The organism is Grimontia sedimenti, from assembly GCF_011045095.1.
Classification (GTDB): Bacteria; Pseudomonadota; Gammaproteobacteria; order Enterobacterales; family Vibrionaceae; genus Enterovibrio; species Enterovibrio sedimenti.
In genome coordinates this window covers 86,778-99,889 of the sequence record NZ_JAALDL010000002.1, presented here as the reverse complement: position 1 = coordinate 99,889, position 13,112 = coordinate 86,778, and the positions used below count along the sequence as shown (strand labels likewise).

12 protein-coding genes are annotated in these 13,112 nt (G+C 46.5%); 3 read left to right on the top strand and 9 right to left on the bottom strand.

Annotated features, from left to right (window positions below):
- Positions 1–371 precede the first annotated feature (371 nt).
- Complete coding sequence (locus G5S52_RS03315; RefSeq protein WP_165011786.1) at positions 372–902, bottom strand: hypothetical protein; 531 nt, start codon at positions 900–902, stop codon at positions 372–374.
- Positions 903–1,270: 368 nt separating this feature from the next.
- Between G5S52_RS03315 and G5S52_RS03310 the strand changes: the two genes are divergently transcribed.
- A complete protein-coding gene (locus tag G5S52_RS03310; RefSeq protein WP_165011785.1) occupies positions 1,271–1,783 on the top strand; it encodes a hypothetical protein in 513 nt (170 codons plus the stop codon).
- Between the two features lie 617 nt (positions 1,784–2,400).
- Positions 2,401–2,943 carry a porin family protein gene (locus tag G5S52_RS03305; RefSeq protein WP_165011784.1) on the top strand — a complete coding sequence of 181 codons (543 nt, stop codon included), beginning with the start codon at positions 2,401–2,403 and terminating at the stop codon, positions 2,941–2,943.
- A 134-nt stretch (positions 2,944–3,077) separates the two neighbouring features.
- On the opposite strand, the gene G5S52_RS03300 is transcribed toward G5S52_RS03305, so the two are convergent.
- The 4 genes from G5S52_RS03300 to G5S52_RS03285 all read right to left on the bottom strand — a co-directional run bounded on the left by G5S52_RS03300 (position 3,078) and on the right by G5S52_RS03285 (position 6,461).
- Positions 3,078–4,958, bottom strand: a complete 1,881-nt coding sequence (locus G5S52_RS03300; protein ID WP_165011783.1) for a methyl-accepting chemotaxis protein — start codon at positions 4,956–4,958, stop codon at positions 3,078–3,080.
- A gap of 215 nt (positions 4,959–5,173) precedes the next feature.
- Positions 5,174–5,635, bottom strand: a complete 462-nt coding sequence (locus G5S52_RS03295; protein ID WP_165011782.1) for a GNAT family N-acetyltransferase — start codon at positions 5,633–5,635, stop codon at positions 5,174–5,176.
- Positions 5,632–5,889: a hypothetical protein gene (locus G5S52_RS03290; protein ID WP_002537110.1), complete on the bottom strand. Its 258-nt coding sequence runs from the start codon at positions 5,887–5,889 to the stop codon at positions 5,632–5,634. The genes G5S52_RS03295 and G5S52_RS03290 overlap by 4 nt, the downstream gene beginning before the upstream one ends.
- A gap of 38 nt (positions 5,890–5,927) precedes the next feature.
- Positions 5,928–6,461 carry a phosphotransferase-like protein gene (locus G5S52_RS03285; protein ID WP_165011781.1) on the bottom strand — a complete coding sequence of 178 codons (534 nt, stop codon included), beginning with the start codon at positions 6,459–6,461 and terminating at the stop codon, positions 5,928–5,930.
- Between the two features lie 340 nt (positions 6,462–6,801).
- On the opposite strand from G5S52_RS03285, the gene G5S52_RS03280 reads away from it, so the two are divergent.
- Positions 6,802–7,365 (top strand): DJ-1/PfpI family protein, encoded by a 564-nt coding sequence (locus G5S52_RS03280; protein WP_165011780.1) that lies wholly within the window; start codon positions 6,802–6,804, stop codon positions 7,363–7,365.
- Between the two features lie 179 nt (positions 7,366–7,544).
- On the opposite strand, the gene G5S52_RS03275 is transcribed toward G5S52_RS03280, so the two are convergent.
- The 4 genes from G5S52_RS03275 to G5S52_RS03260 form a co-directional block, all read right to left on the bottom strand.
- Positions 7,545–8,207: a class GN sortase gene (locus G5S52_RS03275; protein ID WP_165011779.1), complete on the bottom strand. Its 663-nt coding sequence runs from the start codon at positions 8,205–8,207 to the stop codon at positions 7,545–7,547.
- Between the two features lie 13 nt (positions 8,208–8,220).
- Positions 8,221–10,344, bottom strand: a complete 2,124-nt coding sequence (locus G5S52_RS03270) for a marine proteobacterial sortase target protein (RefSeq protein ID WP_165011778.1) — start codon at positions 10,342–10,344, stop codon at positions 8,221–8,223.
- Between the two features lie 204 nt (positions 10,345–10,548).
- Positions 10,549–11,775 (bottom strand): RtcB family protein, encoded by a 1,227-nt coding sequence (locus G5S52_RS03265; RefSeq protein WP_165011777.1) that lies wholly within the window; start codon positions 11,773–11,775, stop codon positions 10,549–10,551.
- Positions 11,776–11,831: 56 nt separating this feature from the next.
- Positions 11,832–12,986, bottom strand: a complete 1,155-nt coding sequence (locus G5S52_RS03260; protein WP_165011776.1) for a slipin family protein — start codon at positions 12,984–12,986, stop codon at positions 11,832–11,834.
- Positions 12,987–13,112: the final 126 nt, after the last annotated feature.

Below are 13,112 nucleotides of genomic sequence, written 5' to 3'. Positions count from 1 at the left end.
TTAACATAATATACATAATGCGCACTTAAGGATTGAAATTTAACAACCCAACATAGTCCCAGATTGAGCTTCAGTTTATTCGTATCTAATCATGGCTTTCAGCTTTCTATGTCGCGCCATGTTGGCATCATTCTGACAAAACAGAATCTGTGTTTTCTCAAATGTCTTTATGCTTGCACGACGTCATCAAAGCTCGTGGCTATTTGAACTGGGACGGTTTTATTATGAGTTATCACATTCCCGATACAGAAATCCAAGTATTACGTGCTCAGGGAGAAATTTGGCCGAATCTCATCACCATCCATTCGGCAGCCTTTGACAGTCTGTCGTAGTCCCAAGCGTACAGCTCCCGTACCTTGGATGCCAACGTCTCAAGCGGACTTTTCCTCTTTCATCGCTGAGCAAAAAATTTCCTCTAATGCTTCGAAAGCAAAAGGAATCAAATTCAGGTTCTGTATGCTAAGCCTCTCTTTTTCATACACATATCGCCAATTAGAAAAAGAACCATCTATTTCACGAATGAATTCAATATTTAGTCCGTCACGATAACTCTCAAATGATTCTTTGTTTGTATTACCAATTTCTTCATATAGAGCTAACAGGCTATGAGAGTATTCCCTGATTACTTTCTTCTTTTTATTATCACTTTTCCCTTTGCATCTTTCGGTAGTACAAATAATCGCTTTAAGATACAGTTCAATAGCTAAGCTAGAGTTAACTATGAAAGGTATAAAATCATTATATCTACACATATTCATAGATGCTTTAGCAAATCGCCTCGCTTGAAAAAATATGCTCGCCTCTAGCTTTTCAGGCTTTTTTTCTACGTTGTCAAGTAAATCAGAAAAAGCTTCTCTAGCCTCTTCTAATGACGCATTATGCATAACTTTTACAATTTCCATTTACGGTGTCACTCTTAGCCAACAAGTGGCATATTGTATATCAACACTTGAATCAGAGTAATTATTGTAACTTATGAAAAAAGCACACAATGATGGGTTTTGCATACCAGCCGCTAACTAAATCAGTTTCTTTGCTTCCGGGATTTTTTCTGTAGCGCTCAGTTTCTTGGCCATGTCAGAATCTAAAACGGTTTCTATCTCAATAACATGTCGTTTTCTCATCATGACGCAACGAGTATTGATTAATTGAACGATGTTCTATTCGAGCTTTCCCGTTTTAATACCCTGTTTTCACTGTATTCACCGACTTCGTGGTTGAGTTAGCCTGTTAGCGCTCAACAGACCAACAATAAAAAGGAAGGTGAATAATGTCGCCAATGTTAAAACGCGCACTCTGCGTCAGTTTAGTGTTAACCCCTGCTCTGCTCTCATCTACAACCGCTATAGCGACCGTCACGCAATTCGAAGGTCAAAATGATTGGGTGATGAACAAAGAAACCAGTGATGAACGATTTAAGGTGTTGCAGAAGCAAATGCGTGGCTTCGACATGACCATGTTCGAAACCGGTGCGCGCTTCAATACGTTCTATTTTGCGCTAAAAAACCAGAACTACGACATGGCAACCTATCAATGGAAGAAGATAAAGAAGACCATAGTGAATGGTACTGAGCGTCGTCCTGCGCGCAAAGCCAATGCTGATGCCATGTTCATCAACTCACAATGGAAAATGATGCAGGCGGCCATTGATTCAAAAGACGATGCGAAGATTTGGGAAACATACGAAACCACGAAAGCGGTGTGTAACGCTTGCCATGTGGCTGAAAAGGTTCCTTTTGTAAAAGTGGTGGATCCTCAATATCCCATGATGCCTGTTCAATAAACTCTGTCGAAGCACGTTGTTAAACGACGTGCTTCGCTTTCCATAGGGTTGTCTTATCGTTCAAGTGTGGTTCTCGTCCAAAATCAACGGCCACTTCATCATCAATCACAAACTCACCAAATAACATTTTTGTCATCGTTTCTGCCCCATTTACTGTTGTTACGTGCCCTACCCTTTGCTACTGGGTTGTGAAGGCGGCTATGTCACAACACTTCAAAGTACCAGTGCAGACGTTTTTGCTAACGACAGGCATAACACCTCATGCATGTCTGTGGGATAGCCCTGACTTGATACTTCTCGTTTGAACGATGATCTATTCAACCAAGCGGGCTCTGATGTCTATACCCAAACAACCTGAAGTTGGTTGGGTATAGATGCTGCGCGGGTTTTGAATGATTGCAGAGATCAATCCTTCCTTTGCGGTCTATTCGCTTCCTCCATCGTTACACATATTGTTACAGCTCTAAGGAATACATTAATGGAAATGTTAATCGAACACCGTATTATTGCAGCCGAATGTTTACATTCTCTTGGAGCAGTCTGGCTATCGACCATGGATTAAGACAGGGACCGTTTTGCAAGGAAGCCTTTATAAACAGCAATAAAAAGGCTTTACGATGAAGAAAATGACTATCGCATTGGTTGTCGCGTTATCCGCCCCCACTTTTGCGTCTGATACGTCAGACGATACTTATCTTTTCGGCGGATACAAAGGCGGTGATCGTAGCGGTTTTACTCTGGGGGCAGGCTATCAACTCAGTGAAAGCTTAGGCTTCGAGGCCTCTTACGCCTATGGCGGTGATGAGAGTTTCTATGAGTTCGAAGGAAACAGGGTTACCTATCGAAACAAAGTTAATGTCACTTATCATTCTACACACTTTGATGTGGTATGGAGTAAGGAAATGTCGCCCTACTTCATCCCGTTTGCTAAAACGGGGATCGCTTACAACGTCGGAAAATCGGACATGACAAGCACCTTCAGTCCTGGACAAATGTCATCCCGTGACAGTGAGTTCAGACCTCATTTGGGCTTAGGTGTTGAGATGCGTTTGCCTTCTGAAAGTAACGTATTTGCCAGGATGGAATACAACACCTATCTCATGTCCAGCCCAGCCAGTGACAGTTGGTGGGGTTTGAATCTGGGTTACCGCTTTAGCTAATACCCTCTGCTATAGCTTTATCATTAAAGGGGCTGAATCTGGGGCTCTTTAGATTGGCTTACTTTGTATTTCTACTGGTAATTTCAAAAAATAAAGCCCTCTTTCGAGGGCATTTTCTTACGAGTTGTGTCTACTCAAACTTTGAATTTATTTAACTCACTTTCCTGCTGGCCAGCTAAATCCGATATCGCGACACAAAGCGACTCCTGTTCTTTGGCTTGCTGAGAAAGAGTTTCACTGATGTCACGGATGTTGTCTGTATTCTGTTGGATATCAGCGGCAGTATCACGCTGTCTGAACGAGGAGTTAGAGATCTCAGTGATCAGTTCGTTAATACGGTAAATGTGGCTGTGGATTTGGGTCAATGCTTCATTCGCGCCCAGTACTTCTTCCTGTGTACTTGATGCCGTATTGCGGCTTTGAATAATGACGCTTTCCGCTTCGCCAACACCAGCTTGAAGCTGGGCAATCATGTTTTTGATTTCTTCCGTTGAAGTTTGGGTGCGGGAAGCCAGTGCACGAACCTCATCGGCAACAACAGCGAACCCTCGACCCATTTCGCCAGCACGAGCAGCTTCGATCGCGGCATTTAATGCCAGTAAGTTGGTTTGCTCAGCAATGTCGGTGATCACGGTGAGGATGGATTCGATGTTCGCGCTGTAGTTAGCCAGTTCGTTGACTTTGGATACTGCGGTTTCCATTTCGCCCATCAACACTTCTATGGACGCTTTGGTTTGCTCAACAGAATGCCCACCTTTGTTAGTGGCCTCACTACTTTCCGCTACCGCTTCGGCGGCGTGGCGCGCACGCTCAGCTACGTCATTGGAAATCTCTGTCATTTCATGAATGGCGTTGGACACCAGATTGAGCTCATTGAGCTGGTGATCAGCGCCCTGCGCTGCATTTTTGGCGGTGGATACTGTCAGGCTGACATTGTTGGAGACTTCGCCAGAGGTGGTTTTGATATTGGTGACCAGCGCTTGAAGGTACTTGATAAAGCCGTTGAACTCGTTAGAAACGCCACCGAATTCGTCATTACTTTTAATGGTAAGACGCTTAGTGAGGTCGCCGTCACCGCTGTTAATTTCTTCCAGACTTTCACGGAGGTTTTCCAGTGGCTTAAGTTGACGGGAAATCAGCAAGCTAAGCAAAATCCCGATAAGAATGGCGCAACCGGCCGTGGTCGCTGCAGCGGTGAATCCAAAATTATCGCTGTGCGCCATAACAATGGATTTATCAAGCACAACACCTATCAACCAGTTACTGCCTCTTAGACCATCAAGCGGCTGAAATGCAGTGAAAGCAGCTCCGGCATCGACCTCAACTTCCTGAAATGTATCATCCAGCACGGGTAATGTGCCTTTGAATAGCTCACTGAGTTTGAGTCCATTTAGCTCGCCATTTGGGTGGCTGATGATGGTGCCGTCTGCACTCAACAAAAAGGCGTAACCGGCATTGTTGAAATTGAGGGTGTTGAGCGCTTCTGACACGGTTTTTAAGCTGAGATCCCCACCAAAGGCTCCTTTGGATTTGCCGTTATCATAAAGATTGGCAACAACGGAGATGAGAATTTCTTTGGTCGCGGCGTCCGGATATGGGTCGGTCAGCATCGCAGAATCGTTTTTCTTAGCAAAAGGATACCAAGGACGTTTCCGAGCATCCCAGCCTTCTGGATTCCAAGTTGGATCATTGGTGATGCGTTTCCCATCGGTGTCGAGCCCTCCAAATATCAGGATAAACTCGTCTTTAAGCATCGGAATATCGAAGGTGCTTTGAATGGTTTCTGCACTGAAGTCGGCATTGATGTTTCCGGCCATCATATCGATGAGGGCGAGTTTACCGTTCAGCCAGTTGGTTATTTGCTCTCCCATGGCAGCAGTGGTTTCAAGGGTGTTTTGTTGTGAGCTGATCAGCTCTTCCTGTTTAACGCTCTGGTATTGAAACCAAGAAAGCGCCGAGAGTACTCCGATAACAACTGTTGTAGAAAGTAGAGCAACACGATAAGAGACTTTCATTTGCGATACCCGTCATTGATTAGGTGGATCAATTTTTCTTATATGTATCGCTTAATGAAGCAGACCCTTTCGTCTCAAGCTAGGACTTGTTAATGATTATTGTGTTATTTGTAAATATAATGAGCTGAAAGTGTCAGATTATTTTACACTCGGTGTTTTTTCCTCGATCTTTCAGTGTATTGAACTTGAAGCATGACAAAGTGAATCGCCTGTTTTTATAGACTTTTCACCCTGACTGAGACCTTTACTCCGCGGTACTCTACTTGCTCAATTTCCTCAAACCCAATGCGGCCGTATAAACCTCCGTCTAGCTGTTCGGTTTGGAGGTGAAGTTTTTCAATACCCAATCCTCTTGCCAAACGCTCTAACTCACCAACCATTTGTGAGGCGACTTTCTTGCCACGATGCGCTTTTTCTACATAGACGCCACCGACCCAATGTTCCTTGTCGGTGTAGATGCTCATTTCGTGATAACAGAGGTAGGAACAACCGAGGATCTCATCACCTTCAACGGCATAGATCATCAGTGGCAGTTTGTCTCTGTTGAGGTATTCGCTCAGCTTGGCTTGGTTGCGCTCTAGCGTGGCATCGGGATTCAGGTGGCCCCATTCATTGAGAAACCACTGAGCAACGGTAGGAAGTGTTTCTGGCTTATCTGCAAGGAAGATGAATTTCATGATTTGGCCTTTTCCAGAAGGTTCTTGGTTTTTAACCAAGAATACAGACCATAGAAGATACCGCCTAATGGAAATGCCCAAAGCGAGAAAGAGAGCGCTTCTATGAAGCCTTTTCCGGTAAAAAGTGGCGTGATAGCGGCATAAAAAATCGCGGTAGGAATTCCCCACAACAACACACCGTAAACCAGTATGTGTTTGGGCATCCCCATCGCGATCTTTTGTTCTAGTTTCTTGAGGTCTTCTGGATTCGTCACTGTCGGCTCGTATGCATGATAGTTAAGTCATGCGTTGTTTATGCCTTGGTGACTTGCTCCTGCAAAGTTGCCGCAATGATTGTTGCGAGTTCAGTCGCAGGCGTTTTGGTGCTGTCGAGTTTGAGATCATATTTCAGATGATGTGGTGATGTGTAGAAGCCATGCCTCACTTCATCTAACGTTCTATCTCCTCGGTCAAATGTGCGTCTATCTAACTCTGGAAGGTCGCAGACAAGACCAACATATAAACGCTCATGGCGCTCAAAGGCCAGATCCATTTTCAGTGCTCGCTGTGGCGTTGAAATCACAGCATCAAAAATCACTTTGTTGCCTGCTTCAAGCAATGCATCCACACAAGAGAATGCCCCGTTCATCAGGGTATTTGGGTCCAGTGAACGCCAGTCATTTTCCTGATTACAGCGCTGAAGCACTGACGGTGGAAGTGAATAAACTAATGTGTCGATAGAAAAATACAGCCAGTTTTCTGGAAGAAACTGCTCCTGGAGAGCTTTTGCCAGCGTGGTTTTACCCGCTCCAGAGGCGCCATCGAGAACGATTAAATTTGGGCTCATAAAGAAAATTGCCTCTTTGTTGTTTTTGTTGGCGACATCATTCTTGTTATGTGATTCTGAGGGAAGTTTTTCCGGTTTATGTGGAAGAAAAATGCGATCCATACGCACTCTGTTTCAATGATGAGCCACACATTTTTTAGGTAATTTCACTGCAAAATCGAAGGTGTTTGTAACTGACCGATGTACCGATTGCACTCAGAATAGACAAATCTCGAATTACTGATCACTCGCCTTGTAGCCCGCCACTGCTGTACTAATGTTCTGAAAAACACAGATAAAAATGAGCCTAACCCATTGGGCTGTAACAACAACGTCAGTAACTACATCAGGGAAAATAACGATGGCTAGAGTTCTTATCATCGCCGGTGATTTCGTTGAAGACTATGAAATCATGGTGCCCTTTCAAACGCTTCAGGTTTTGGGACACTCGGTTTCTGTGGTTTGTCCGGGGAAATCAAATGGAGAAACCATTAAAACGGCTATCCATGACTTCGAAGGCGACCAAACCTACACCGAAAAACCAGGCCACATTTTCACATTGAATGCGGACTTTGATGCGGTTTCCGAAATCTCATTTGACGGTTTACTTTTACCTGGCGGACGCGCACCAGAATATCTGCGTTTGAACGAAGATGTGCTCAACCTGATCACTGCGTTCAACAACAAAAACAAACCGATTGCTGCCATTTGCCACGGCGCTCAGTTACTCACGGCATCATATGTGGTTTCAAACCGTGCGATTTCCGCTTACCCCGCTTGCGCTCCGGAAGTTCGATTGGCTGGCGGTGAATTCACAGACATTGCAATGAATGAAGCCATTACCGACGGTAACCTCGTCACCGCACCTGCATGGCCGGCTCATCCCGCGTGGCTCACCCAGTTCCACACACTGCTTACTCAATAACTATAACGATCCATCACTAAGCCTCCCATTTGGGCGCGATTCGCGCCCTTTTTTTATTAGGCTAATATTTATTTAACCCCTTACTTTCAGAGAGATAAGCAGTAAAACACGTCGAATAATCGGCTTGATCTTATATCCATAACAAACAAGTTATAGTGCGTTATAAGTATGCCTATTCTCTAAAGCCACTGTTCCGTTTCCATATTCGCGGAATAGAAAACGTCAGGTGCGAAATCTCGGAGTGAGTCTGGCGTTAGCTGGGGTTTTGCCACCACGACATAGCGCAGTGGTCCGTTGAATGTCATGGTGTCGAAAGGATAGCAGGTCACCAGTGTGACGCGATCATCGTCCGTTTGTTCTATCCATTGAGTGTCGGATTTATGAGCGATGCTGATTTCTTCCACGCTGTAATACACCTGTGTGCCAGCGCGGGTTTCAATACTCATGCTATCCCCCGGCTTTATCTCAGACAGCCCGGAGAAATGGGTGTCGTTATGACCGTAGATGACGACGTTTCCCCTCCTTCCCGGCAAAGCAGTTTGCATCTGCAGTGTGGGACCAAAAGCCAGGTTTCGCATGTTGGCGCCAGACAACACCCACTGCGGCTTGTTGTTCTTCAATGCGATCTTGGCGATGGGATATGTATCAGCCCACGGCCAAGGGGCTTGGTTCTCGCCCGTTTGTTTCTGCTTCTCCCAAGCATGGGCAATCATGAGTTGGGCGAGTTGCGCCTTGGCTTTGACGTATAGGCCATTTGCCATGATGACACCTCCACACAGGAAGCTGGCGATAAAAACGAGTTGCCAGGGCTTCTGTGGAAAATAACGACGGATGACTTCCATGTATACTGACCTTCTATTGGAAAACGTCACGCGATGCGCGACTGAAGCGAATCCCTACCGCACTGACAGCCAGCATTAACCCACCCAGTAACATCATGAAGGTGCTTCCCAAACCACTTTGCAGCATGGCGACGTTGTTTTTGGGCGCATGAGGGTTAATTTGGTGTGGCTTTGCTTTCTCATCCAATGGTCGGCTTGGATTGTTATCAACGGCGACCAGCGATGTATGCTTGGTGACAATATGATGGTTTAAACCCAGCTCTGTGATTCGGTTTTCTTTCTCATCTGCACTCAAGCTTTGATTGAGAGTGATACTTTCTATTTGTTTGCGAGCCCAAAGTACGTCGATACCTGTCGCAGCGCCCGCTTGAATGGCTTCAAGGTCAATGTCTAGCTGCCATGGTGCGTCACTTTGAATGCCTGTTAGCTGTAATGTGTTCGCGCTTTCAGGGATGGTAAACGCCAAATCCAAAGGCTGGGTTTTGTAGAGATCCGGGACTGGGTTTGGCCATGCGTCAACAGGCTCGCCATTATCCCACCTCACGGTGATGTCTTTCATTACCGGGCTTGAAAGCTTTTCAAACAGTGGCTTTAGTGATGTAGAAACTTCGTTGAGGTTACTGATATGGGTGAAGCTGCCTTTACCTGATACGGCGGCGCGCTGCATAAAGGCACTGTTTGGCGCAGAGCCAATTCCTACGGTAAACAGTCTTCTGTCTTTCAATCCTTTGCTGATTAAGCCATACAGCTCGTCTTCATTGCCAATGGCACCGTCTGTCATAAAGACAATTTGGTTCAGATAACCAGTCATTGGCTCTGAGGCATACGCCAACTCTAATGCTGTCGCCATTTCGGTGCCGCCATCTGCTTCAATGCCACGAACAATGCTGCTGACTAAACCGATATTTTTGAGGGTTGCTTGCACAGGCACTGACGAATAGCGACGCGCTTCGTGGTTAAAGATAATCAGGTTGAAATAGTCGTCTGCTTCAAGACTGTGCAGCGCGTAGATGACAGCCTCTTTGGCTTGCTCTATGGATTCACCGTACATGGAGCCGGAGATGTCCAACACTAAGGTAAGGTTTTGGGGGATGCTGCTGACCTGCTTAGATTGCGGCGGCATCGCCATCAAAAGACCGTATTTTTCGCCTCCTTTTTCCTGAACAAATAAGGCTGCAACCGGCATGCTGGCAGCCGCTGGTCGCCATTTCAGTACAAAATCCTGATTGGCGATTTCCATTTCGCTCAGTGTGACGGAATAGCGGCTTTCAGAGACCTTTTCTACATTGATGGAAGCTGTGGTGCTTTCGACAAAATCAATGGGCAAACCCATGTTGATGTCGGCTTCCAAGGTAAAAGCGATTTCGTCTTCCAGCAACGGATCACGATACTCCGGCGTGATTTCATTGGCATCCGGCACCTGACGCGTTGCCACCGCCCATCCGTTTTGCATTTCCTGTAACGGCGTTACCACTTCTTCAACGCGTTGGTCGCCTTCTTCTGCGACTGGGGCTTCTGTGTCACCTCTTGCCTGCAGTGCCGTCGAATCTGGCAGACCCGGAATATATCGATGCGTTAAGGTGGTTGGGAAACGAAGGCTGAACTCGCCATCTTCATAGTGAACCGTCTCCTGATATTGGATATTCACCACAATGGTTTCGCCAGGTGCGATATTGGCAATCTGCGTAGAGAACAAGTTCGCTCGGTGCTGTTCCACCAATGAGGCCTTTTTGCCCTGCTCAGCGGCACGGTTGAAGGTTTCCCTCGCTTGCTGTTTCTTTTGGATTTCACCTTCAATGATGCGCTCACCGATTTGAATCGTCAGATGATCAACCGCTGCATTCTGAGGTAGCGGAAACAGATAACGGGCGTTAATCCAATCGTCTGTTGGATTAGTAAAACGCTGTTCGACCTTCACACGATTTACCAGACCGTTTATCACCATCTCTGCACTGGTAGAAAGCTGAGGCGCTGCCGTCCAGAGTTTGTCTTCGCTGTTTTGCGTTTGTATATACAAGCCGCCTTTTTCCTCACTGGCAAAGGCAATCGCAGGGAGGAACATGATGAAAAGCGCTGTCAGCAACCAATCTGCCAATGGCGCTTTGAATGAGACTTTGGAGATGTTCAGGGTGTACATTGCCACTTCCTTGACCTGTTGTTATTGACTGGCATTACACCAAATCAATCTGTCGGTTCCGGGTAGCAACTGAGGCCAATTCAGACCAATTGTGGCAAGATTATGGCAGCGCAACACAATTAAGTTATAGTGCATTAAAGGATATAAAACAGCAGGAGACATGCTCCTGCTTATCTTATTGATTTAATTTGTGGTCAGTCGTATTTACCCTTTCACACAAACCACTTGCTTCAGGGTATGTAATACTTCAACAAGGTCTTTCTGTGCTTCCATGACTTTATCGATATCTTTGTAAGCGTGCGGGATTTCATCGATCACTGCTGCATCTTTTCGGCACTCAACACCTTCCGTCGCGGCAACTTGATCTTTGATGCTATAAACCTTTTTCGCCTGCGTTCTCGACATCACACGCCCTGCACCATGACTACAGCTTTCGAAGCTTTCTGGATTACCTAACCCTCGAACGATAAAGGACTTCGCCCCCATGTTACCCGGGATGATCCCCAGTTCGCCCTTGCCAGCTCTCACCGCGCCTTTACGAGTGACATAGCACGACTTACCAAAGTGCGTTTCCCGCGAGATATAGTTATGGTGGCAATTCACCGCCACGTCGGCAGTATCAAATGGCACAGGAATTTGTTTTCTCAGCGCTGTAATCGCATTGATCATCATGATTTCACGGTTCTTAGCAGCAAAATCCTGCGCCCATTCGACAGCTTCCACGTAATCGTTAAAGTAGTCGCTGCCCTCTTCCAGATACGCCAGGTCCTGATCGGGAAGGTGGATTTGGTGGCGTTCCATCTCTTTCTTCGCCAGTTCGATAAAGTAGGTACCAATGCGGTTTCCTACGCCACGGCTGCCTGAGTGAAGCATGATCCAAACTGCGTCGTTTTCATCCAGACAAAGCTCCAGAAAGTGATTCCCCGTTCCCATCGTACCCAGATGATTAACATGGTTGCTTTTCCTGATCGCCGGATGCTTATGGCAGATTGCCTCGAAACGCAGTTCCAGCTTTTTCCACTCTTTTGCTACCACTTCAGGGATGTTATGCCACGCGCCGCGGTCGGTTTTCCCTCGCCCAGACGTTCTTCCATGTGGTATCGCCGACTCAAAAGCATGTCGGATACCACTAAGGTTATCCGGTAGCTGTGAGGCTTTCAGCGAGGTTTTGGTCGCGAGCATCCCGCAGCCGATATCCACACCCACTGCCGCCGGTATCACGGCTTTAACCGAGGGGATCACGCTACCAATCGTAGCCCCCATACCAAGGTGGACATCCGGCATCACGGCAATATGGGAGTGAACAATATCCATAGATGCGATGTTATTCAGCTGTTGGCGTGCCTTATCTTCAAACGGTACGCCTTTGGTCCACGCTTTTATCGTTGCTTTGTTTTCGTTTTTAATTTCGATGTAGTTTTCAGTACACATTGTGCTTTCCTTGATGACGCGCCTTACCGTATTTGCTTCACGGCAAGACGCGTTTTCTATGTCATTTTCACCACGCCTTTCATGAGTCCTTCCAGACCACCGTAGACGTTGAGGTTGCTGATTTTGTCCGCCACTTTTTCAAGTGCTTCCAGCTCTTTCAGGCGCATCAGTGTTGGGTTGTTTTCCATCACTTTGGCGGTGTTGTGCAGGCTTCGTGTCGCTGCCGTTTCTTCACGACGTTTGATCACGTTGGCCTCTGCCGCTTTTTGCGCTTCAACGACCTGGTTGAGAATCGCTTTGATTTCACCCGGTAAAATGATGTCTTTCATACCCACGTTGCCTAACTCGACACCGACTGCTTTCAAGTTTTCTGCCACCAGCTCTTTCACGGTTTCACCCACGTAGAGCTTATCCAGCAGCAAATCGTCCAACGCTTTGGTGCCAATGGCTTCTCGCAGCGCTAACTGCAGCAGTTTGTAGGCGTATTGCTCGACATCATCCACGCTGCTAGCTGCTGTTTCAGCATCCAAGATGCGGATGTTGGCGGTTAAGTTGATGCGCAGGCTAACGCGGTCTTTGGTCATGATTTCCTGACCTGACACTTCCAGAATCTGGGTGCGCGTGTCATAGCTTTTCAACTGAAACTCACGGTTGAACTGCCAATAGCCATAAGTGCCCGGAGACAGTTTTTCCGACAACTTACCGTCGATATACAGCAGACCAACATGGCTGTTTTTCACTGTCGCCACCGCTACGGGTTTCACTGCGACTGTCGATTCACTGCGGATCAATCGCGTTGCCAGGTTCACACCGGCTTTGTTGATCAAATACAGCGTCTTATCTTCCACCAGCGGTGTGTCTGCAATGTCGATACGATCCAATCGGATGTCACCGGCATCTTTCCACATAAACAGACGCTCTCCCGGTGCCACCACACCACGCAACATGCCATCAAGATACAACATACCTACTTCTGTATCCTGAAGTTTCTCGTGTTGGATGTGCTCCTTCAACGATGCAGAGCCTTGGTATAAACGCTCTCCGTTTTTCTGGGAGAAATACAGCTCGTCGATATCGAAAACTTCGAATTCAACGTCGTCTTTCATGTCCCAAATTTTGTGTAAACCCGGCATAAGCACTTGGGTTAGTTTCTGGTTTTGAAAAACCAGTGCGCGTTCGTTTTCTGCAATTTTGATGGTTTTACGAAACATAATTTTTTTCCTTGGTTAAGTGAGAAACGAAAGGACACAGCGTGAAGATGCAGTGGCAACTGTCGCTCTTGGTAAAGGGAGCTTCCTGCCTGCTTTACCCCTCTGCGCTGTTGCGTCTTCATCTCA

Bases quoted from the DNA above. Each gene is read 5' to 3' on its own strand.
- G5S52_RS03315 (WP_165011786.1), bottom strand. From the start codon at position 902: ATGGAAATTGTAAAAGTTATGCATAATGCGTCATTAGAAGAGGCTAGA.
- G5S52_RS03310 (WP_165011785.1), top strand. From the start codon at position 1,271: ATGTCGCCAATGTTAAAACGCGCACTCTGCGTCAGTTTAGTGTTAACC.
- G5S52_RS03305 (WP_165011784.1), top strand. From the start codon at position 2,401: ATGAAGAAAATGACTATCGCATTGGTTGTCGCGTTATCCGCCCCCACT.
- G5S52_RS03300 (WP_165011783.1), bottom strand. From the start codon at position 4,958: ATGAAAGTCTCTTATCGTGTTGCTCTACTTTCTACAACAGTTGTTATC.
- G5S52_RS03295 (WP_165011782.1), bottom strand. From the start codon at position 5,635: ATGAAATTCATCTTCCTTGCAGATAAGCCAGAAACACTTCCTACCGTT.
- G5S52_RS03285 (WP_165011781.1), bottom strand. From the start codon at position 6,461: ATGAGCCCAAATTTAATCGTTCTCGATGGCGCCTCTGGAGCGGGTAAA.
- G5S52_RS03280 (WP_165011780.1), top strand. From the start codon at position 6,802: ATGGCTAGAGTTCTTATCATCGCCGGTGATTTCGTTGAAGACTATGAA.
- G5S52_RS03275 (WP_165011779.1), bottom strand. From the start codon at position 8,207: ATGGAAGTCATCCGTCGTTATTTTCCACAGAAGCCCTGGCAACTCGTT.
- G5S52_RS03270 (WP_165011778.1), bottom strand. From the start codon at position 10,344: ATGTACACCCTGAACATCTCCAAAGTCTCATTCAAAGCGCCATTGGCA.
- G5S52_RS03265 (WP_165011777.1), bottom strand. From the start codon at position 11,775: ATGTGTACTGAAAACTACATCGAAATTAAAAACGAAAACAAAGCAACG.
- G5S52_RS03260 (WP_165011776.1), bottom strand. From the start codon at position 12,986: ATGTTTCGTAAAACCATCAAAATTGCAGAAAACGAACGCGCACTGGTT.